The sequence below is a fragment of the Polyangiaceae bacterium genome (genome assembly GCA_016715885.1).
In the GTDB taxonomy this organism is placed as follows: Bacteria; Myxococcota_A; Polyangia; order Polyangiales; family Polyangiaceae; genus Polyangium.
Window position 1 is genome coordinate 145,629 of the sequence record JADJXL010000003.1, and the last position, 20,983, is coordinate 166,611.

At 61.0% G+C, this 20,983-nt stretch carries 15 protein-coding genes; 8 read left to right on the top strand and 7 right to left on the bottom strand.

The genetic code is table 11. From position 1 onward, the window contains the following. Nucleotides 1-141: 141 nt before the first annotated feature. A complete protein-coding gene (locus IPM54_07125) occupies nt 142-1,863 on the bottom strand; it encodes a tetratricopeptide repeat protein (protein ID MBK9259597.1) in 1,722 nt (573 codons plus the stop codon). Between the two features lie 45 nt (nt 1,864-1,908). Then, on the bottom strand, nt 1,909-3,066 hold the full coding sequence (locus tag IPM54_07130; protein MBK9259598.1) for a DNA alkylation repair protein: 1,158 nt from the start codon (nt 3,064-3,066) through the stop codon (nt 1,909-1,911). A gap of 250 nt (nt 3,067-3,316) precedes the next feature. Between IPM54_07130 and IPM54_07135 the strand changes: the two genes are divergently transcribed. Then, nucleotides 3,317-7,249, top strand: a complete 3,933-nt coding sequence (locus IPM54_07135) for a protein kinase (protein MBK9259599.1) — start codon at nt 3,317-3,319, stop codon at nt 7,247-7,249. A 329-nt stretch (nt 7,250-7,578) separates the two neighbouring features. After that, the gene (locus IPM54_07140; protein MBK9259600.1) at nt 7,579-8,169 is read left to right on the top strand and encodes an OmpH family outer membrane protein; all 591 of its coding nucleotides are present in this window, start codon (nt 7,579-7,581) and stop codon (nt 8,167-8,169) included. Between the two features lie 65 nt (nt 8,170-8,234). Here the strand turns inward: IPM54_07140 and IPM54_07145 are convergent, their stop codons facing one another. From IPM54_07145 to IPM54_07155, 3 genes are all read right to left on the bottom strand, one after another. Next, nucleotides 8,235-9,377, bottom strand: coding sequence for a hypothetical protein (locus IPM54_07145; protein MBK9259601.1), 1,143 nt, complete (start codon nt 9,375-9,377; stop codon nt 8,235-8,237). After that, nucleotides 9,377-10,426, bottom strand: coding sequence for a hypothetical protein (locus IPM54_07150; protein MBK9259602.1), 1,050 nt, complete (start codon nt 10,424-10,426; stop codon nt 9,377-9,379). The genes IPM54_07145 and IPM54_07150 overlap by 1 nt, the downstream gene beginning before the upstream one ends. A gap of 108 nt (nt 10,427-10,534) precedes the next feature. Next, the gene (locus IPM54_07155; protein MBK9259603.1) at nt 10,535-11,278 is read right to left on the bottom strand and encodes a hypothetical protein; all 744 of its coding nucleotides are present in this window, start codon (nt 11,276-11,278) and stop codon (nt 10,535-10,537) included. Nucleotides 11,279-11,410: 132 nt separating this feature from the next. On the opposite strand from IPM54_07155, the gene IPM54_07160 reads away from it, so the two are divergent. The 3 genes from IPM54_07160 (at nt 11,411) to clpA (ending at nt 16,670) form a co-directional block, all read left to right on the top strand. Then, entirely contained in the window at nt 11,411-13,924 is a 2,514-nt protein-coding gene (locus IPM54_07160; protein ID MBK9259604.1) for a glycogen/starch/alpha-glucan phosphorylase, read from the top strand. Nucleotides 13,925-14,028: 104 nt separating this feature from the next. After that, nucleotides 14,029-14,352 (top strand): ATP-dependent Clp protease adaptor ClpS, encoded by a 324-nt coding sequence (locus tag IPM54_07165; GenBank protein MBK9259605.1) that lies wholly within the window; start codon nt 14,029-14,031, stop codon nt 14,350-14,352. Beyond that, complete coding sequence (gene clpA / locus IPM54_07170) at nt 14,352-16,670, top strand: ATP-dependent Clp protease ATP-binding subunit ClpA (protein ID MBK9259606.1); 2,319 nt, start codon at nt 14,352-14,354, stop codon at nt 16,668-16,670. The genes IPM54_07165 and clpA overlap by 1 nt, the downstream gene beginning before the upstream one ends. On the opposite strand, the gene apaG is transcribed toward clpA, so the two are convergent. Next, nucleotides 16,671-17,060, bottom strand: coding sequence for a Co2+/Mg2+ efflux protein ApaG (apaG, locus tag IPM54_07175; GenBank protein ID MBK9259607.1), 390 nt, complete (start codon nt 17,058-17,060; stop codon nt 16,671-16,673). It lies immediately after the preceding gene. A 294-nt stretch (nt 17,061-17,354) separates the two neighbouring features. On the opposite strand from apaG, the gene IPM54_07180 reads away from it, so the two are divergent. Beyond that, complete coding sequence (locus tag IPM54_07180; protein MBK9259608.1) at nt 17,355-18,203, top strand: rhomboid family intramembrane serine protease; 849 nt, start codon at nt 17,355-17,357, stop codon at nt 18,201-18,203. 2 nt (nt 18,204-18,205) lie between these two features. Here IPM54_07180 and IPM54_07185 read toward each other — a convergent pair whose 3' ends face one another. Continuing rightward, nucleotides 18,206-19,417, bottom strand: coding sequence for a hypothetical protein (locus IPM54_07185; protein MBK9259609.1), 1,212 nt, complete (start codon nt 19,415-19,417; stop codon nt 18,206-18,208). A 90-nt stretch (nt 19,418-19,507) separates the two neighbouring features. Here IPM54_07185 and IPM54_07190 point away from each other — a divergent pair, with 90 nt between their 5' ends. Beyond that, the gene (locus IPM54_07190) at nt 19,508-19,711 is read left to right on the top strand and encodes a hypothetical protein (GenBank protein ID MBK9259610.1); all 204 of its coding nucleotides are present in this window, start codon (nt 19,508-19,510) and stop codon (nt 19,709-19,711) included. Between the two features lie 186 nt (nt 19,712-19,897). Next, nucleotides 19,898-20,983: an acyl-CoA dehydrogenase family protein gene (locus IPM54_07195; GenBank protein ID MBK9259611.1), complete on the top strand. Its 1,086-nt coding sequence runs from the start codon at nt 19,898-19,900 to the stop codon at nt 20,981-20,983.

Sequence of the window (20,983 nt, forward strand, 5' to 3'; positions counted from 1 at the left end):
ACGAATCGGACGAGACTAACGGAAACGCCTGAAATTCGTACACCATTTTTGCGAAGACCAACCGGAACTGTCCGTCAGGTTTTTGACGCATCGCGCGAGCGACCAGGCATCAGACATCCACGGTAATATTTCGATGGGAATTCACCGCTCCGAATCGACCACGCCTGCATCGTACACGTCGACGATGATTTCCTCGGTAGCGTCGTCTGCTGCGATGGGGAGCTTGACGAGCAATGCGTCATAACGACGCCGCAGGTCCATTCGATCGGGCGCCGCAATGATGGCGCGCCGCTGCATCCGCACTGCTCCCTCCAAATCGCCCTGCGCCGCGATGACGTGCGCGAGATCGTCGAGAGCGCTCGCGTGATTCGGCTCGACCGACAAAGCAGCTTCGTACGCATTGCGCGCTTCGGCAAATTGGCCTCGGACTTCGTGAATCTTGCCAATACCCACCCACGCCGAAGCCGTCGGCCACAATTCGATGCTACGCCTGTAGCGAACGAGCGCGGCATCGTACTCGCCGCGGTTCTTATGAATTTTTGCAATGGCTTGATGAATGCGCGGGCCATCACGCCCAATCATCGTCAGCCGCCGTGCCGCCATTTCGAGACGCGCGAGATCGCCTTTGGCCACCGAATGGCGTCGACCCACTTCCTGCTCCCATGCCGCAATGATCCAAGACGCGACCGCAATCGTTCCGACCGATGCAAGCAGCACGCGCCCGAAGGACAAACCCACGCGCGACGATTTTTCATTCGCCGGAGGAGTTTGCTCGTCGACCAATGCTTCCCTCACCGGAGCATCTCGAAGTTTCCAAATGACTCCATCGAGCAAAAAGTGATGCAAGTTCACGGCGGCCGCGACGACCATATCGAGCCCCGATTCGTGGGGCATCCGCGTGAGGCCCCCTTTGACCGAAGCGAGCACTGGAAAAACCCACAGCGCCGCACCGGCAAACACCGCAAACGAGAAATATCGCGCAATCGACCGATACGTCGTATCGGTCCGTCCCGACGCACGCGCAAAATGAAGCGATATCCACAAATATTGAACACTGTGAGCAATCGCTACCCAGATGAATGCGAGCGCCACGGGCCCCATTGGCCCAACCCATTCCGGGACAAACTGCCCCAGCGCGACGGGCAGGACGAACCACACGCTTTGACTTGCAAGAAGCGCCAAAATCGGCGCACGTGCGCCAGAGGGCGTTCGTTTGAACACCAGTACCAAACACGCAATCGTGACGACGAGGTATGCAGCTCCGAACGCAACGACCAAAACGTTCGACAAAGCATCGGGAATTCCGAGAGGCGCGAATCGTACGGCATCTCGGGCCGATGGCGCGGCATACAAGGGATCATTGACCGACGCCGAAGACCCCCGGTGGATGTTGACGAATACGAGCAAAAACGACAGGACGAACGAGCTTTTGACGAGCAGCCGAAACGTGGGGCTGACTTCCGCGCGCGCTCGACGCAGAAACATCATCACGAGGCCAAAATTTTGCGCCGCGTAATGCCACGGACTCCACGTCAGGTACAGCGTGACGAGCGCCGTTGCACCTTTTCCGGATACGAGCGTTCCGACGAACGCGCCCCACACGAGCAAACCAAACAGAAGTGAATATCGTCCGTACCGCTTGCGCGCCGCGGGCGTCGAATACACTCGTTCCAGCGTCGCGCCATAATGCGGTAGTCCCGTGACGAGAATGACGAACGGCAGCCATCCGTGAATGCGATCCATGCCGAGCCCCAACGCGGCAAGGACCACCACGAGCAGGGCATAACCAATCCCGCAGCCAAAGAGAAGATCGACGGCTGGCCCGAAAAGCCACGGTCTATTGGCACCTACGGGCGAAGACATGACATGACGCTCACGAGACGACGAAAAGCGAACATTGGCAGGGCGTCAAGCGCTCGCGCGTTTCGCCTTTACAGGACGCGGTTTGCTCACGGCAGGCGCCGCGACGTCGAATGAACCAAGTGGCAAGTCGGTCGCTCCGATGCGTACGTCGATGCGATATGTGCCAGGGTAATGCTTTCGAATCGTTCGATCCACGAGTGATACCTTGGCCTCGAGCCTAGCACGCCCCTTTGCCTCGAGCTCGATACGTCGCAATTTCCAAACTTTCGATCTCGTCTTACCCGATGCACCAGGGTGATGAACGATGTAATCGACGAGGAGATTTTGGTTTTTCGTCGCTTCGGAGACGACATCGAATGCGAATCGAACGACCGACCCGAGCTGTGCTCGCGAGGGCTCGATGTTCACGCCTTCGATGCGCACTTTGGGGCGAGCGGCTCCGCCAAGAAGCGTAATGGCTCCGGGAAAGCCACGTTTTACGAGCCAGCGGAGCGCATGCTGAATGATCCATTTTCGCTCGGGCGTTGCATCGACGCTCCACCGCTTGCATACGTCCACCACGAGATCCGGATGATCTTTTGCAATGTCATTCAGGTTGTTCGCGACCGATCGCCGCACGTAAAGCGCGGGATCGTCACGCAAGAGCTCGAGCAATTCGAGCACGGGAGCGGGATTTGCAATGAATGCCGGAAGCCTCACGGCCCACGGCAAACGCGGCCGAGTGCCTTCGGAAACGAGCCGCCGAACATGTTCGCTCTCGTCGTTCGCAAAGCTTCGCAGGACCTTCAGTGTTCGGTCTGCATCACGAAGGATGAAATATCGAATGGAGAATTCCGCGGAAAACCTTTGCGTGAGCGCGTGCTGGGCGCGCATGGACGCATCGAAGTGTTCGAGTCCCCATCTGGCGACGAAGGTGACGTGCGGCAAATAAAAGAAACCTGCCATCGCACTGTCTTCACGCGTCGTTGGCACGTCGAGCGAGCGCAACAAAATGTCGACCGCTTGCTCGTAATCATTGGGAAGCGTCTTCGCGAGCGCATCGGCGACGTGTTTGCCGCGGTCGAGGAGCTCGAGCTTCGACAATCCGACCATCGATTGAGCGACGAACTTTTCCGTCGGAAAATCCGAATGAACAGCGGCGATCGTGTTTGCAATACGACGTACGAGTCGTTCGTCGAAAAAATCTTTCAGCGGTGCAGCCATGACGCACCACTGCACAGCCAACAACGCTGCGTCCACTGAAATATGCATTTGCGGTGGCGCAGCTTCATGGCGCGACCCCACGACATGGGCGAAAACGCCACGCTTGCTTGGACGAACCGCTACGATCGTCAACGCGGACGTTTCGTCACCTGAACGCGTCGCGGCAGCGCCAGCGCTGTGGGCGAGCTTCGGAACGCTCGGAATTTCCCCCATCGCTGGCACTTTTCACGTACTCTGGGAATCGGTGCCGATGTTTCCCGAATCAAGCGATGCGGCGGATCGGTTCGTGATCGTAGGCCGCGCTGGAAGCGGCGGGATGGGAGACATTTACAAGGCGCTCGATCAAGCGACGGGACAACACGTCGCCCTGAAGGTCCTTCGCGACAGCGCAACGCCCCAAGAGCGCGTTAGGTTTGCCCGAGAGATCTCGATCCTCGCCGACCTACGACATCCCAACATCGTGCAGTACGTCGCGCATGGAACGTGGTCCGACGGGCGCTTTTTCTTCGCGATGGAATGGCTCGATGGCGAAGACGTCGGGCAACGTCAGCGCCGCGCTCCTTTGGGCATGCGTGATGCCGTGGAGGTCATACGCCGCTCGTCGGCAGCGATGGCCGCAGTGCACGCTCGCAACGTCGTTCATCGCGATTTGAAGCTGTCGAACATCTTTCTCGTTCGAGGCAAAGGAACCGCGATCAAGCTCATCGACTTCGGCGTGGTCAAACCCGCGGAACCCGACGAGTACCAAACGGAGCGCGGAACGATCATCGGATCGCCTCACTTCATGTCGCCCGAACAGGCTCGAGGTGTGGACGACATCGATGCGCGCGCCGACGTTTACTCGCTTGGTGCTGCGCTCTTTCGCCTCGTGACAGGGAGAAACATTTTCGAGACCGAGCATGTGATCGCGCTGCTCAGCAGGCTCGTTCTCGAGGATCCACCCAATCCGCAAACGATTCGCTTCGACGTGCCCCAGGCGCTCGCGGAAGTCATTTTGCGCGCCATCGCGCGAGCGCGTGAAGACCGATTCGAGAACGGGGGCGAGCTTGCGCGAGCTCTCGCGCGAGTGGGGCAACTGAACAACGATCCACCTGCGACCGATCGCAGCGCGTCGGCGATTCGAGCTGTACCGGTCAAACCACCCTCATCGACGACCATCACGGAAACGGGCATCGATGTGCCCGCATCGCGACCGGGATCTGCCGAGCGTCGCGTCGTTGCCGTCATGCTTTTCGATCTGGGTGGCGCACGCCTCGAGCCGGATGTCGAACGCCGCGTGCGTGAAGTTCTCGGCGACGATGCTCGCCTCGAGGCACTGCTCGGCGAGCGGCAGCTCGTGGGTGTTTTGGGCGTGGAGCAATCGCGCGGAGACGAAGTGATGCGTGCAGCTCGTGCCGCGCTCGTGCTCACGCAATCGATGCCCCACGGTCGTGCGGCCGTGGCGATTGGCCTGGCCATTCGAGGTCGGCAGGAATTGGCCGGCCAAGCGCTGGAGCGTGCGGTTGCGCAGATCGATCTGACGGCGCGAGGCAGCGTTCGCGTCGATTCGAACGCCGCAAGCGCGCTCGAAGGTAGGTTTGTCCTTCAGAACGACGCGCGCGGAGGCGTGCTCTTGCGCGAGGACACGCGTGGCTACGTTGCGCGTCAGCTCCTCGGACGGCCGACTCCAACCGTTGGACGTGAAAAGGAAATCGCGCTGCTTCAGGGCGTTTATGGCGAGCTCGTCGAAGATGCGGCTCCTCGTGGAGCGCTGGTCGTCGGTCCGGCCGGCATTGGGAAAAGTCGCGTTCGCGGTGAGCTCGTGCAGCGTCTCGAGGTATCTCCCGGTCGCCCCGACATCATGCTTTGTCGCGGTGATCCGCTGAGCCAAACGTCGAGTTTGTCCGCGCTCGGCAGGGCGCTTCGGGCCGTGATGGGCATACACGACGGCGAGGACGTCACCGATCAGATCCTCAAGTGCAAACGGCACGTCGCATCTCGATTGCCCGCAGGCCAGCGATTCATCGCGGGTTTTCTCGGCGAGCTCGCGGGGGTGCCATTCCCCGACGATGGCGACGAGCCTTTGCGAGCTGCTCGCGCCAGTGCCGAGCTCATGCAGTCGCGGCTGCGTTTGTCCCTTGAAACCTACTTTCGCAACGAAGCGGAACGCGCCCCGCAGGTGCTCGTTCTCGAAGACGTGCACTGGGCGGACGACACGACGCTCGACATGGTCGATTGGCTCTTGGGCTGCCAGGATTTGCGGTTCATCGTGTTTGCCTTCGGCCGAGCGGACATGGGTTCGGGTTCGCGGCTCGGATCGATCTGGGACCGCCGGAACATCACGCGCCTGACGCTTGCACCACTGTCGCCTCTTGCAGCGGATCGTCTCGTAGCGGCGGCGCTGCCCGGCATGGATGCTGCTGCTCGGGCAAACCTCGTTCGACGTGCCGATGGAAACGCCCTCTTCCTCGAGGAGCTCGTACGGTGCGCTGCGGAAGGCCGAAACGACTTGCCGCTCACGGTGCAAGCGGTGGTGCAGCTTCGCCTCGATCGCATCGAAGCCGATGTGCGCGAAGTGCTTCGTGCAGCGTCGGTGTTTGGACAATCGTTTTGGACTGGCGGTGTACGTGCGCTCGTGGGGCGCAACGTCGATGGCGAGCTGTTCGAGCTGGTCACGTCGGAGATTGTTGCGAAGCAGCCGGAATCGCGCATTTCGGGCGACGACGAATGGATTTTCCGTCAGGCGCTCGTGAGGGACACGGCGTACGAAGCGATCCTCGATGAAGACCGCGCGGTACTGCATCTCGCGGTCGGCCAATGGCTCGAGTCCGTGGGTGACGTGGACGCGGGTCTCATTGCCAAGCATGCCGATGCCGGTGGTGATCACGAGCGTGCGGCGCGCCTGTATGCGCGTGCGACGAAGCAGGCGTACAGCAACGGTGCGCAGCTCGAAACCGCGCTGGAGCTTGCCAATCGCGGGATCGCTTGTGGTGCGACGGGCGCGGTACGTGCGCAGCTACTTCTCGCCAAAGCTCAGTGCTCGAACGTCATGGGCCGGCTGCTCGATGGCATCGCGGCTGCGGAAGAAGCGGTCCAGTTGACCGTTGCTGGATCGGACATGTGGGGCGAAGCGCAGCGACTCGTTGCAGCGGCGCTCATTGAAACGGGGCGCGCAGCGGAGGGTGATGCGCGTGCCGCCCATTCGCTGCATCCAGCGTACACGGCAGCGATGTCGCCTGCGATATGCGCAGGTCTGATGGCCGTGCGTGTTCGTGGGCTCGTGGACTGTCTTCAGCCTGCGGAAGCCATGAGAGTCGCCAACGAGGCTGTGGCTACGGCGCAAGTTTCGGGAGCTGCCGATGCGCTCGTGCGCGCCCTCGATGCGCGACTTTTTGCCGTCGCGCACATGAACGACCCATCGGAGGTTCTCATCACGGGCAGTCAGCTCATCGAGGCAGCCGAGAGCATCGGTGACGTCACGTTCGCCACGCGCGGCAGGCTCAATGTGGGTTCGTCATTGAACCACCTCGGCATGTTCGAGGAGGCGCAAGCGATGCTCGAGCGTGCGCTTTTCGATGCTCGCGCACGTCGCATGCGCATCTTGGAGGCGTTTGCCTTGCACAACCTCGGCATGAGTTACGCACGCCTCGGCAATCTCGATCTCGGCATTGATCACGAGCGCCAGGCGGCGCGAATCGCCGACGACACGAGCGCCGCGCGCCTCCGCGTCAATACGCGCATCTATGAAATCGTCTTCTTGGTTTGGCGTGGTGCACCAGGTGATCTGGCCACGGCCTTGAACCTCGCCCGATGGGCCATCGAAGAAACGCGCGCCCAGCCGGCCCTGCAAATACTCGCGATCTTCGCTCTGTCTCGAGTTCAGCTCGCTCGGCGCGCCATCGAAGCGGCCACGGAGACGGCGCGTGATGCGAACAATCGCCTCGCGGTGGCACCGGTCGAAGAGTGGGACGAGCTCATCCGGCTCACGCTCATCGAAGCGCTTTTGGCCAGCGGCGAAGAGGAAGAAGCCAACGCTGTGCTCGACGGGGCGTTCACGGCGCTTTGCGAGCGTGTCATGTCGATCCGACAGCCTCACCACCGCGACGCATTCGTCCGGCGAAACGAGGAAGTCTACCGCATTGCCGAGCTCGCTTATCACCGGCTCGGGCGCTACTTCCAGGACCCGCACGCCTCGAGTGGTTGACACGATGTCTGGATCTGTACGCTCGCTTCGCGCGTGTGAGACACGCGCTCGCGAGAAGTCTGTTTACGATGGGGGGCTCGCAGGCGGCTCTTTGAGTGTTTTTGCCTGCGGCAAAAACACGAGCCGGCTGCTCTGCCCCCCATACCCCCCGACTTGCCTCACATCGAACTGAAGGCGCTTTCCGTGCATGAAAATCTTGCGCCGGCTCGAGGGAGAGGCTAGGCCCGACCGTGATGCTCGCTGAAAAGTCCGTACTCGAACGCTCCGCTCGCCCGGTGTCCTGGTTGTCCCGATTGCGCATCCCTGCACTGGCCGTCGCTGTTGCCACCATGACGGGTGGTTTCTTCGCTGCCGAATCGACTGCTCATGCCGCGGATACGAAGATCGCGGTCATCGACTTGGCACGCGCGATTTTCGAAACCGAGGATGGCTTGCGCGCCCAGGCGAACCTGAAAAAGATTCAGGCCAAACTTCAGGGCGATCTCGAAGCGAAACAGCGCGACTTCATGCGCGATCGCGATGCGTACGAGAAGGAAAAGGGCAAGCTTTCGAACGACAAGCGCGCACAACGCGAAGCGGATCTCCAGCAACGCATCGTCGAAATTCAGGCGATGCAGATGGACTCGCAACGCGAAATGCAACGGCAGCAGAGCGAGGTCATGCTTCCGATTCAGCAGCGCGTGATCGGCATCGTGCGTCGCATCGCAGCTCAAGACGGCTACGAGATGGTGCTCGAAAAGTCCGCCGTGCCCTACATGCGTGCCGACCTCGAGATCACGGATCGAGCGATCCAGATGTACAACATGGGCGGTGATGGCGGACCGGCTGCGGGCAAACCTGCGCCGGCAACGCCTGCGCCGAAGCCTGGAACGGCTCCCGCAGCACCCAAACCTGCGGCGCCTGCGCCGAAGAAGAAGTAGTTCTTCCCGCAAAACTCACGTGCTGCATGCGGTTTTTCTGGGCCGCATGCAGCAGCGGTTTGTCCTCAAGGGATGCAGCAGAACGTCGTTGCGTTGGTCGGCGTGAGCGCGCCCGTGGCTTGACCTCCGCCCGCTTTGACGGCGCACGAGCCGCCCGTTGGGGCCGTAACGGTCGCTGCTCGCCCGAAAACCGTGGGGTTACCCATCAGGTTTGCGCAACCGCCTGCCATGAACGAGGCGATCTCCGTGGTGCACGTGTTCACGGCTGCGTCGCTATAAATCTTGATGGTGGCGTCGCACGTGCTTCCTGCGGGCGCCTCGCATTCGCACGGAGAACAAGCACGATTGTCGGTCGCACTCTCGTAGTAAATGAACTGCTGTGAGAACTCTCCGACGGGGCAGCTCTGCTCGCCCATTCTGTACACGCACAGCCCACTGCGGAATGGCGTAGCCGATTTCGGCTGGCACACGTTCCCTGCACCGCATCCGCCTCCTTGAGGTGCACCGGAACAAGCCAACCCGAAAGCCTCCCATTGCGCTGGCTGTTTGTCCTCGACGCCGCCGCTTGGTGGACAGCTTCCGCCTGTCACCGTGGGCTTGGCGGTCGTCACCGACGAATTGCACGGACCTCCGGCGCATGACTGCCCGCCCTGCAACCCCGCTGGGCCATAACATTCGCCCTGCCAGTTTGCCGGCGGATTGATCGAATTCGGCGTTTGCGGTGCGAATCCACAATTCTTGTCCGACACCGTGATGACATCGGCCAAGTCGCAGGTTTGTCCTGCCGGACTGCCACAGGAACAAGCGCTACACGAATGCGGCGGCGTAAGTAGGTTGCGATATCCCGGAAACGATGACGGAAACGTCGACGGACACGCCGGTTGGTCGGCTTCTTGGCCGTCGAACAAGGCTACGTACCCAGACCAATTGAGCGGCGGGCTCGGCACACACGCGTAGCCCGTAGTGCAATCGTCATCGGCGCAATCGGCAAGCGAATCCCCATCGTCGTCGGTGCCGTTGTCGCAGTCTTCCACGCCCGGCATGCCCCCGCCTTGACCGCCAGATCCACCTTGACCACCTTGACCAGCACCACCTCCCGTCGTGCCAGGTTCGGGCTCGTTGAAGGTGTAGTCCGGGTAGAGACACGCCATGGGCGCGGCGGCGATCCCCAGCGCGCCAAGCAGAATGAGCCGTGTTCGATAGTCCATTAGAACTTCCCTACGACGCTGATGCCACCGATCGCGCCGGGCGCAGCACCGATGAACTTCACGCTTGTCTCGGCTTTTGCAGGCTCCGACTTCTTCGACCCGTGGGTCGCGAGCAGAATCACCCCGGTTGCAATGCTGACGATTCCTGCACCAACGGCTCCCTGAGCAATGCCCGTATAGAGCCTGCCTTGATCCGCCGTCGATTTCGCTGACGGCGGACACGTGGTGTCACCGCCGCACAATTCGTCGAGCTCGTCGATCGTGCTTTGCCGCGGTCCAAGGAACAAACCGAGGCCCGTTCCGACAAACGCCACGCCCAGACCCGTGAGCACGATGCCCGGAATGCTCGGGCCACTCGGCGGTGGCGGCGGTGGTGGCGGCGGCGGTGGCGGCGGCGGAGGTGGCGGCGGTGGCGTATCGAGAGGCTTGTCGATTTTGGCAACGACCTCGAGTGACTTGTTTTCTTTCTCGGCAATCGTGATCGTCTCGTTGAAGATCTCGCGCTGACCGATTTTGCCGATAATCGTGTGCGGGCCCGGATCGATGGGCATTTCGGTGCCCACCTGCGTCGCTCCGAGCTCGTTGCCATCGAGCTCCACGAGCGCTGCTTCGGCGCCTTTTCCACGCTTGATCGTGAACTTGGGAATGCGTTCTTCGAGCGACGCGATACGCGGCACCGCGGCGGTCGCGACGTCTTTCGCCCTTTTGTCGCCCGCCGCTGCGCTTTGTGCGAGGCGATAATTGCCGAGCGCGGAGACGAGTTTTCCTAATTTTTCCTCGCATTCCGCAATGTTGAACGCCACGTGCGGCGTCATTTTCACCGACGCAACCGCCTTGAATTTCACGAGCGCTCCGGCGCAGTTGTTTGCCGCGCTCAGCGCCAAACCTTCGCGAAATATCGCACGCGCCTTGTTGAGCTCCTCCGCAGATTGTGCAGATGCGCTCGTGTGCGACAAAAGCCCGACGGCAAGGACAGCGCCCACCACCGCCGTTCGTCCCACACGCACGCGCCATCCGAGCGCGTCAGTACTTCGCTGCGATTTTTTCATCGAACTTCACTCCGACGCCGGTGAAACCGATTCGGCCCCGAACAGCGCGATAGTACATGAACCTGCCAGAAGCGGAAACTTCCGCGATCGCTGCACCCGGGTGCATCGTTACGGAGAACGTTTCCCCAAATCGAGCTTGATCCGCGGTCTGCCACCATCGAGCGTAATGGAGGGGCGTGTGTTCAGGCCAGCATCCGCGGGTGGCGGCGGCCCAGCATCCGGAGGTGTCGTCGTCGGAGCCGCCGAAGCTGCAGCGGTCGTCGAGGGCGCTGCAGACGCGGTAGGCGCCGCCGATGCCGTCGCCGCGGTCGAGGTCGCGGGTTTCGTTGGAGTTCCAATCTGTTGCGGAGCGACAAACTGCGCGCGGTCCCCGATGGGAATCCGGTCGTCGCCGAGCAAGCAAAGCTTGTTCGCCCCATCGGCAAGGCTATCGCAAATCTTGTAACCATCCGGGCACTCGCCGGGGCCTTGACAAGTACGTGAGCAGAAACCGGGCTCCGATGCCGCGTCGGCCTTCTTCACGCAAAGCCCGTGATCGCATTCCGCCGCGGTTTGGCAGGCCGAACCAACCTTCGATCCTTCCGGTTTGCCACACTGCATCCCAGTGCCGCTATCGAGGCCCCGACAAACCAACGCGTCGCCGCACTCCTTGTCGTGCGCACACGTCTTGGTGCAGACGCGCCCGTGAGCCGCGCATTGTTGCGACTCGCAGTCCGCATCGGCTGCGCAGGCTTGCCCAAAGAGCTTGGGTTCGGCCTTCTTCTCGGACAAACCGCAACCAACGCTCGAGATCGCCACGGCCAGCAGCGAACCGAACATCACTGCACCGAGCGTTTTTCCATGCGTCTGCATCAAGGCTCCTCTACCGGCCCCAAGGTTCGAGCCGCTCATTTTCCGTCCTACCACAGCCTGTCCGCGAATGAGCAATCTTCGGCGTGCCCACTGAGCAGCGCGACGCGAATGTTTGGCTATGATGGCGCCGTCATGACATCAGCGTTCACCGAACACCTTCCGCCCACGCGCATCCGCGTCGAAGACGACCGCACCGGCATGCATCCGGTCGTGCTCCGTCGCGCGTTCACCGATCACGTCCAATTCTCGCGCGCTCGGGACATCGAGAACGCTACGAACTTCGACCGCTTCGTCGCTCTGTCGCTTGCCGTGCGTGATCGTCTGGTGCAGCGATGGTCCCAAACGCAGCGGACGTATTACGAAAAGGGCGCCAAACGCGCCTACTACTTGTCCGCCGAGTTTCTCCTCGGACGAGCCCTCCAAGCCAACCTTCAAGCGCTCGACATCGAGGACACGTACCGCGCGGTCCTGCGAGATCTCGGCATCGACCTCGACGACCTCGTCGAACAGGAGCCCGACGCGGGCCTTGGCAACGGGGGCCTTGGAAGGCTTGCCGCCTGCATCCTCGATTCGATGGCCACGCTCGAATTGCCCGGCTACGGCTACGGAATTCGTTACGAGTTCGGAATATTCGACCAAGTGATCCGCAACGGTTGCCAAGTCGAACGCGCCGACGAGTGGCTCAAGTTCGGCAATCCTTGGGAAGTCGAACGCCCTGAATACGCCGTCACCGTGGGTTTCGGAGGACGAACCGAAATGGTCCACGACGGCAAAGGTGGCTTCCGCGTCGTGTGGCATCCGTCCGATCACGTGCTCGGCGTCCCCTACGACACGCCCATCGCCGGCTTTCGCAAGGCCACGGTCAACACGCTGCGGCTCTGGGCCGCGCGCGCGCACCAAGACTTCGACTTCAGCTTGTTCAACGCCGGTGACTACGTACGCGCCGTACAAGCCAAAAACGCGTCCGAGGTCATCTCCAAGGTGCTCTACCCGAACGACAACTTCGACGCCGGCAAGGAACTGCGGCTTCGCCAAGAGTACTTCTTCGTCGCTTGCTCCATCCACGACATCGTTTGGCGCCACGCGAAGACCAACGAGAACTTCTCGAACTTCGGCGAAAAAGTCGCCATGCAGCTCAACGACACGCATCCGGCCATCGCCATCGCAGAGCTCATGCGCCTGCTCGTGGACGAGCATGGTCTCACGTGGGACGCCGCGTGGACACAAACCGTCGCAGCGTTTGGCTACACGAACCACACGCTCATGCCCGAAGCGCTCGAGCGCTGGCCTGCAAACCTTTTTGCACGATTGCTCCCACGACACCTCGAGATCATCCAAGAGATCAACCGGCGCTTTCTGCGCGAGGTCACCGTCGCGTTTCCTTACGATCAAGGCCGCGCTGCGCGCATGAGCATCTTCGAGGAGGGGCCCGAGCGCATGGTGCGCATGGCGCACCTCGCCGTCGTCGGTTCGCACTCGATCAACGGCGTCGCGAAGCTGCACACCGAGCTCATCAAGAACGAGCTTCTACGGGACTTCTACGAGCTTTGGCCCGAGCGCTTCACCAACAAAACCAACGGCGTCACGCCTCGAAGGTGGCTGCTCACGTGCAATCCCAAGCTCGCAGCGCTCATCACTTCACGCGTAGGACCGAACTGGGTCACGAATCTCGATCGCCTCTCGGAGCTCGAGCCTGCCGCGAAAGACCCGGAATTTCTGGCGCAACTGCGCGCGATCAAGTTGGCCAACAAGCAAGCGCTCGCAAAGCTCATCAAGAGCGAGCTCGGCATCGAAGTCGACGTGCGGTCGATTTTCGACGTGCTCATCAAGCGACTGCACGAATACAAGCGGCAGCTCCTCTGCGCGATTCACATCGTCGCGCTCTACTTGCGATCCAAGCGTGGCGAGCGCGTGGTTCCTCGCACGTTCATCTTCGGCGCAAAAGCCGCCCCCGGCTACAAGCAGGCCAAACTCATCATTCGCCTCATTCACGCCATCGCTTCCGTCGTCAATGCAGACCGCAGCGTGCCGCACCTGCGCGTCGTCTTTCTCCCGAACTATCGCGTATCGCTCGCCGAGAAGATCATTCCAGCGGCAGACGTGTCCGAACAGATTTCCACCGCGGGCATGGAGGCGTCGGGGACGGGCAACATGAAGCTCGCGATGAACGGCGCGCTCACGATCGGCACGCTCGACGGAGCCAACGTCGAAATTCGCGAAGCGGTTGGTCCTGACAATTTCTTCCTGTTTGGCATGACCGCCGAGCAAGTTCTGGAGAAACGAAAGGCCGGCACGCGCGGCCGCGCTGCGTATGTCGAGGACAAGGAGCTTGCCGAAGCGATCGACTTCATCGCTTCCGGTTTCTTCTCGCCCGACGAGCCCGAGCTCTTCCGTCCCATCGTCGACGAATTGCTCGGCCCCGATCGTTACATGGTCATGAGCGACTTTCGAGCGTACGCGGACACGCACGGTGCCGTCGCCGACGCATTCACGAATCAGGAAGCGTGGAGTTACAAAGCGGCGCTCAACATCGCGCGAGTCGGCAGGTTTTCTTGCGACCGCACGGTGCGCGAATACGCCGAGGACATTTGGAACATCGCGCCCGTCCCCATCGAGCTTCAGCCGACGACCGCCGGCGGCGAATAGTCACCATTCACCGTTTCCCGCTCATTCCATGCTCGCTTTCAGGCCTTCCGCGGCAATGAAAGGCACAATGTCTGCGGGCTGCTATCCTTGCGCGTCCCGCAGCCATGCCCAACGATCCGAGCAAGCGTGAAGACTTCGAAGGCGACCTGGCCATCCAGCCGAAACGAAAGGTCGGCAAGGTCCGTCGCTACAAGGTCATTCTGCACAACGACAACTACACGACGACCGACTTCGTGGTCGTGGTCCTGATGAAATTTTTTCATCGGTCCGAGACGGAAGCGACGCACATCATGCTCAGCGTGCATCACAAGGGGCAGGGTGTTGCTGGAGTGTACTCGAAGGACATCGCAGAAACGAAAGTCGATCAAGTTCACAGCTTCGCCAAAGAACACGGCATGCCACTTCGGCTGTCCACCGAGCCCGAGTAATTTACATGCGTACGAGTCCTGAAGTCGAAATCGCGATCAGTCTGGCCACTCGTGAAGCTGCCGCCCGGCGTCACGAATACGTCACCGTCGAGCACTTGCTGTACGCGCTCACGTTCGACGAAGAGATCGCCCGCATCATCCGCAAGGCGGGAGGACAACCGGGGAAGTTGAAGAAACGTCTCGAGCAATTCCTCGACGACGAGATCGACCCTTTGCCGGAGCACGTCGATCAATCGCCGCAATTTTCGCTCGGATTCAGAAACGTCGTGGGTCGAGCGGCGGTGCATGTACAAACGAGCGGCCAGAAGGAGCTGAAAGGCGTCAACGTCCTCGTCGCGATGTTCTCCGAACGTGATTCGGCGGCGACCGACCTGCTCGAAGAAGCGAATCTCACTCGATTCGACCTCGTGAATTTTCTCTCGCACGGGGTCACGAAAGATGGCGATCAGGAAGCGGCGCCCGAGGATGCGAGTGAAGGCATGGGATCGGCGGATCCCGATGCGGATGGCGAAGAGCGGGAGGGCGCGCGTCGCGACCCGCTCGCGGCATTCACCGTGAATCTCAACAAGGAAGCGGAAGCAGGACGTATCGATCCGCTCGTGGGTCGATCGCTCGAGCTCGAGCGCACCATTCAAGTGCTCGCGCGCAGGCGCAAGAACAATCCGCTGCTGATTGGCGATGCAGGCGTCGGGAAAACGGCGATTGCGGAAGGTTTGGCGCAAAAAATCGTCAAGAACGACGTCCCCGATCCCATCAAGAATTCCACCATCTATGCGCTCGACATGGGCGCCCTCATTGCCGGCACTCGATATCGAGGTGATTTCGAAAATCGATTGAAGGGTGTATTGAAGGCCTTGGACAAACAGCCGGGCGCCATTCTCTTCATCGATGAAATCCACACGATCATCGGTGCAGGTGCGGCGAGCGGCGGAACGATGGACGCGTCGAATCTGCTCAAGCCGGCGCTTGCATCGGGTCGATTGCGTTGCATTGGTGCCACCACATTCCAAGAATATCGCGGACACCTCGAACGCGACAGCGCGCTTGCCCGGCGTTTTCAGCGCATTGAAATCGTCGAACCGAGCGTTGCAGAAACCGCGCTCATTTTAAAGGGTCTGCGCAAGCATTACGAGGAATTTCACAAGGTCGGTTTTACCGACGAAGCGATCGAGGCCGCCGCCAAGCTGAGCGACAGGTATCTGCGCGACCGCCGTTTGCCCGACAAGGCGATCGACTTGCTCGACGAAGCCGGCGCTGCCGCGCGCCTCGCGCATGGGGATGGATACACCGTCGGCGTGCCGGACATCGAAATCGTCGTGGCAAAAATGGCTCAAATCCCGCCGCGCCAAGTATCCACGTCGGACAAAGCGCAATTGCGAGATCTCCAAAAAGAATTGCAAGGGGTCGTGTTTGGCCAGGACGAGGCCGTCGCGCAGCTTGCAAGCGCCATCAAACTTTCCCGCGCGGGTCTTCGTACCCCGGAAAAACCCATTGGATCGTTTCTATTCACGGGACCTACCGGCGTTGGAAAAACCGAGCTTGCCAAGCAGCTCGCAAAAACGATGGGCATCGAATTCATTCGCTTCGACATGAGCGAATACCAAGAGCGCCATACGGTTTCACGCCTGATTGGTGCTCCTCCCGGTTATGTCGGATTCGATCGCGGAGGCCTTTTGACGGAGGCCATTGCGAAAACGCCACACGCCGTTCTCTTGCTCGACGAAATCGAAAAAGCGCACCCGGACATCTTCCAGATCCTCTTGCAGGTCATGGACCACGGAACACTCACCGACAACAACGGCAAGAAGAGCTCGTTCAGGCACGTGGTGCTCATCATGACGAGCAACGTGGGCGCGCGAGACCTCACGCAAGCTCGCGTTGGATTCGGTGATCGCGGCAGCGCAGGAGACGACGATCGCGCTTACAAGAACACGTTCAGCCCCGAGTTCCGCAACCGGCTCGACGGGCGCATCATGTTCAAACCGCTCGATCCGGCCGTCATGGTGAGCATCGTCGACAAGTTCGTGCGCGAGATCGGAGCGCTCGTCGCGGACAAGGGCGTGACGCTCGAAGTGACGGAAGCTGCGCGCAAGTACCTCGCGCAAAAAGGCTACGATCCGCTGTTCGGTGCAAGGCCACTCGGTCGCGTCATCGAGCAAGAGCTCAAGCCGCGTATCGGCGACGAGATGCTCTTCGGCGAGCTCGAAGAAGGTGGGAAAGTGGTCGTCGACTTGGCCGACGAGAAGCTCCACTTCACATTCATTCCGGACAAACCCACCTCGGACAAACCCGAAGCTGCCCAGGCAGCCGACGCGTAATCAATTGAGACTGTAAGGCATCGCGAGCTCGAACCTTGCGATTTCCGCGTCGAATTGTTCGCCGCTTGGCCGGTGCATTTGATACGTGCCGTGCATCGTTCCGCGCGGCGTTTCGAGCACGCAGCCGCTCGTGTATTCGAAGTGCTCACCAGGTCTCAGCACCGGTTGTTTGCCCACGACACCCGGCCCGCGCACTTCTTCCACTTTGCCTTTGGCGTCGGTGATGACCCAATGACGCGATCGCAACTGCGCGACGTCGGTTCCTTCGTTCCCGATGCGCACGGTGTATGCGAATACGTATCGTTTCTCGGTCGGTGACGACTGAGAAGGCACGTAGACCGAAGAGACGGAGACGCGGATTCCGTTGGTGATGGCGATGGACACGTCCATGCCGTGCCACGCGTCCGTTCTGCGCACAAGTGCGCTGAGCACGTTGACAGGTCGAATGGTCGTCCCCACGTTGGCTCGACTGTGAGCGACGCCGACGACGAGGCAGGTTCCATGGCCACGAATACCGCCCTTACTCATCATCCTTTGGTCAAAGTTGGTGCTTTTCCCACTCCTGATGCACCTCGCCCCGCTGCAGCGAACGCTGGTCCGTCCGCCACCCCCCTGCCCGGTCTCACTGCGATCGGACCGGTTGATCAACGCAAAGTTCGCGACTGGGCGCTCGTTCTCCAGTCCATGTCGATTCGGCACACGCCTCGGTACATCCCCGGCGGCTGGGTGCTGCTCGTGAACGATGAAGACTACGCGCGAGCATCGACGGCGATCGATCGGTACGAAGTCGAGAATCGTGACTGGCCTCCGCCTCGTGTTCGCGAAAGGCCGCGTCATGCACCTTCGATCATCGTTCCTCTTCTATTCGCGGCGCTCGCTCTGTTTTTCCTCGTCACGGGTCCTGTTTCGACAAACTCGATCTGGTTTCAGCGAGGTCGCGCCGAGAGTGATCTCGTGATTGGCACCGAACCTTGGCGCGCGCTCACGGCGCTCACGCTTCACGCCGACAAGTCCCACGTTCTCGGCAACGTCATTTCAGGATCGGTCTTCGGTGCAGCCGTGCAACGGAGGCTCGGTCCTGGTGGTGCAGCGCTTGCGATCCTCGCGTCGGGCGTATTGGGCAACGTTGCGAACGCGATCGCGCATCGCGCGATGGGCAATGGGGATCATCGCTCCATTGGAGCATCGACGGCGGTTTTTGGGGCGATAGGCATATTGGCGGCGACGCAGGTGGTGCTCGATCATCATCATGCGCAGGGGCGAAAGCGCACGTGGATCGACATCGTTGCGCCCATCGTGGGAGGTCTCGCGCTTCTCGGAGCGCTCGGAGCAAGTCCTCAATCGGACCTCGGCGCGCATCTTTTCGGCCTGCTTGGCGGGATTGTTACTGGTTTGGCAGTGTCGCTCGTTCTGCGTAAAACCCGACCGCTGTCGCGCTCGTGGCTTCAAGTTACGTTCGGCCTGCTCACCGTCGGGCTTTGCTTTGGGGTTTGGCGACTCGCGGTGCCCTATAGACTCATCTGGCCATTTTAGGGTTAATCCGCAGGCCAGATCCCGATCGACCCGCCCACCCACGTGTAATCCTTGTTCTGATCGACACCGAGCATCTTACCGCGCGACAGCCTCACCAGATTCAGCGCCAGCCGCGGCGTCGGTTCCTCGGGCGCACGCAAAAACATCATGCGCACTTCGGCCTTCACACCTGCACCGTCGGGCATCAGCAGCCCAGGCTCGTAGGTGATCTTTTCCTGCAAGAGCCATCCGGGTCGCTGCTCGTCCGGAATCGATTGAATGTCCTCGAGCGTCGGGTCGACTTTGACGCCGGACCCCGCGAACGAGAACAACGGTTTGAGCACATACCGTTCGAGATCCTTCGGCACTTCCGTGATGTCCGACAAGTAACGAGCTCGCGGAACGGCCGGATGATCGATGTACGGCAGCGTGTACTTCGACCATGTCCAGTACCAGTTCGGATGCGAGCACCAGGTGATGTCGAGATCGTCGGTGTAGCGAAACGGAAGCTCGATCTTGCGCGCTTCGAGCTCGTCGAAGACGACGCGATTGTAGATCCTACGGACCTGTACGAGTTTGCCGTCGACCTTGCGCAACAACTTTCGCCCGTCACGAATGAGTGTCGTCGGACAAACCGGATCGATTCCGACGAGCTCTTTCGTCGCCAAAAAGTCCGGATACGTTTTTTGGTTTGGCGGGTCGATGTCGAGCAACACGACCGATGACGGATCTTCGCCCGCAAGCACCACGTGACGAAGCCGCGCGATGAACTGATCACGATCGACTCCACCGAAGTAGATCGACCACTTGCGATCGAGCCCCGGCATGGACTTCATCACTTCCGCCATCACGTCCGTTTGCAGGACCATCAATGCGTAAAGCGATGGGAATGCCTGCAACTCGACGACTCGTCCTTCGAGCTCTCCGCTGGGACCGCGCACGATGGCGAAGTCGACCTGCGTGCAGTTCGGCAGGTCATCCATGCCTGGCGTATCGACATGCGCTGGGATGGCTCGCTTCATCTTCTCGATGACGGCGGGCTGCGAGATCTGCTGCACGATTTCGGTTGCGGATCGCGCGAGATACGTTCGCAAGCCCTCGGGCAGAAATAGCGGTGTTTCGGCGACGCGATACGCGACTTTCGTGCCGACGCGCTGCTCGAAGCGACGCATGAAGTCGGCGTAGGTGTCGGGTCCGAAGGCGGCGTTGAATGCGCGGCGGAAGACGGGTTCCATGCGCCGCCCTTGGTAGCACGATCGCAGCTCGGACGGGACACTGGACACGACGCGGGTGAAAACTTAGCAAGGGTTTGCTAGGCTCTCGACGTGCTTTCCCGAAGCTGTCTCGCGACGATTGCTCTCGCCGTCGCGTCGCTCGCCACATCGGCGTGCGCCGACCTTACTCGCCCGAACGAGATCACCATCAAAGCCGAGCCTCCACCGGCGGCCGTTGGTGCCAATCGAGCCGCTCCGCCGAGCGCGGCTGCTCCTGCCCCTGGCGGCGCAGCGCCTGCTGGCGGCGGTGGTTGAGGCCACTAGCGAGGCTCCGGTTCGGAGCCTGAAAAGTCGAAAGCGTACTCAGCGGCGGGCACATGAGCGCTCGTGGCCGCGTGGGTTGCGATTTACCTTGCCACCGAGGACAAACTCGTCGTGACGTTCCCTGCCCCGCTCCACGAATCCACCGATCACGCACAACTACGCGAACAAATTCGCCGAATGGCGGAAAAGGACATCAAGCCTTTTGCCCACGCCTGGGAAGAAGCGAACGAATTTCCTCGCGAGCTGTACAGGCGGGCCGGTGAGGCCGGCATTCTCGGTGTCGGCTATCCCGAAGCGTACGGCGGCAGTGGCGGCGACTTGTCACACATGCTCGCTGCAGCCGAAGAAACGATCATCGCCGGCACTTCCGTGGGCACCGCCGTGGGTCTCGGCAGCCACGCCATCGCACTGCCTCCCATCTTGAACTTCGGCACCGAGGAACAAAAACGACGCTTTTTGCCGCCCGTCTTTTCCGGCGACAAGATCGCCGCGCTGGCCATCACCGAACCTGGTGGCGGCAGCGACGTCGCATCTCTCACCACGCGAGCCGTTCGCGACGGCGATCACTACGTCGTCACGGGCGCAAAGACGTTCATCACATCGGGCTGCCGAGCCGACTTCGTCACGACGGCCGTGCGTACTGGAGGTCCTGGGCACGGCGGCATTTCGCTGCTCGTCATCGAGCGTGGAACGCCGGGCTTTTCCGTGGGCAAGAAGCTTCAGAAGATGGGCTGGTGGGCATCGGATACCGCTGAGCTCGTGTTCGAAGAATGCCGTGTGCCCGCAGCGAACCTCATCGGCGAGGAAAACATGGGGTTTGTCCCCATCATGACGAACTTTGCCGTCGAGCGATTGATGCTTGCGGCCAATTGTGTCGCCATCGCGACGCTCGCGTACAACGAATCCGTTCGTTACGCGCGGGAGCGAAAAGCGTTCGGAAAAACCCTCATGGGATTTCAGGTTTTGCGCCACAAACTCGCGGAGATGGTCACGCGTATCCTTGCAGCCCGCGCCCTCATGAACGAAGCGGTCGTACGTCATCTTCGAGGTGAGATGGTCACGGGCCTCGCGGCCATGGCCAAGAACACGGCCACGGACATGTGCTGCTTCGTGTGCGACGAGGCCGTGCAGATCCACGGCGGCTACGGCTACATGCGTGAAACGCTCGTCGAACGGCTCTATCGTGATGCGCGCCTGTTTCCCATCGGCGGTGGAACCCGCGAGATCATGAACGAAATCATCTGCAAGACGGAAGGTTACTGA

What these genes read in the sequence shown, in the direction of transcription:
- IPM54_07125 (MBK9259597.1), bottom strand. Translation starts at nt 1,863, where the DNA reads ATGTCTTCGCCCGTAGGTGCCAATAGACCGTGGCTTTTCGGGCCAGCC.
- IPM54_07130 (MBK9259598.1), bottom strand. Translation starts at nt 3,066, where the DNA reads ATGGCTGCACCGCTGAAAGATTTTTTCGACGAACGACTCGTACGTCGT.
- IPM54_07135 (MBK9259599.1), top strand. Translation starts at nt 3,317, where the DNA reads ATGTTTCCCGAATCAAGCGATGCGGCGGATCGGTTCGTGATCGTAGGC.
- IPM54_07140 (MBK9259600.1), top strand. Translation starts at nt 7,579, where the DNA reads ATGACGGGTGGTTTCTTCGCTGCCGAATCGACTGCTCATGCCGCGGAT.
- IPM54_07145 (MBK9259601.1), bottom strand. Translation starts at nt 9,377, where the DNA reads ATGGACTATCGAACACGGCTCATTCTGCTTGGCGCGCTGGGGATCGCC.
- IPM54_07150 (MBK9259602.1), bottom strand. Translation starts at nt 10,426, where the DNA reads ATGAAAAAATCGCAGCGAAGTACTGACGCGCTCGGATGGCGCGTGCGT.
- IPM54_07155 (MBK9259603.1), bottom strand. Translation starts at nt 11,278, where the DNA reads ATGCAGACGCATGGAAAAACGCTCGGTGCAGTGATGTTCGGTTCGCTG.
- IPM54_07160 (MBK9259604.1), top strand. Translation starts at nt 11,411, where the DNA reads ATGACATCAGCGTTCACCGAACACCTTCCGCCCACGCGCATCCGCGTC.
- IPM54_07165 (MBK9259605.1), top strand. Translation starts at nt 14,029, where the DNA reads ATGCCCAACGATCCGAGCAAGCGTGAAGACTTCGAAGGCGACCTGGCC.
- apaG (MBK9259607.1), bottom strand. Translation starts at nt 17,060, where the DNA reads ATGGACGTGTCCATCGCCATCACCAACGGAATCCGCGTCTCCGTCTCT.
- IPM54_07180 (MBK9259608.1), top strand. Translation starts at nt 17,355, where the DNA reads ATGTCGATTCGGCACACGCCTCGGTACATCCCCGGCGGCTGGGTGCTG.
- IPM54_07185 (MBK9259609.1), bottom strand. Translation starts at nt 19,417, where the DNA reads ATGGAACCCGTCTTCCGCCGCGCATTCAACGCCGCCTTCGGACCCGAC.
- IPM54_07195 (MBK9259611.1), top strand. Translation starts at nt 19,898, where the DNA reads ATGGCGGAAAAGGACATCAAGCCTTTTGCCCACGCCTGGGAAGAAGCG.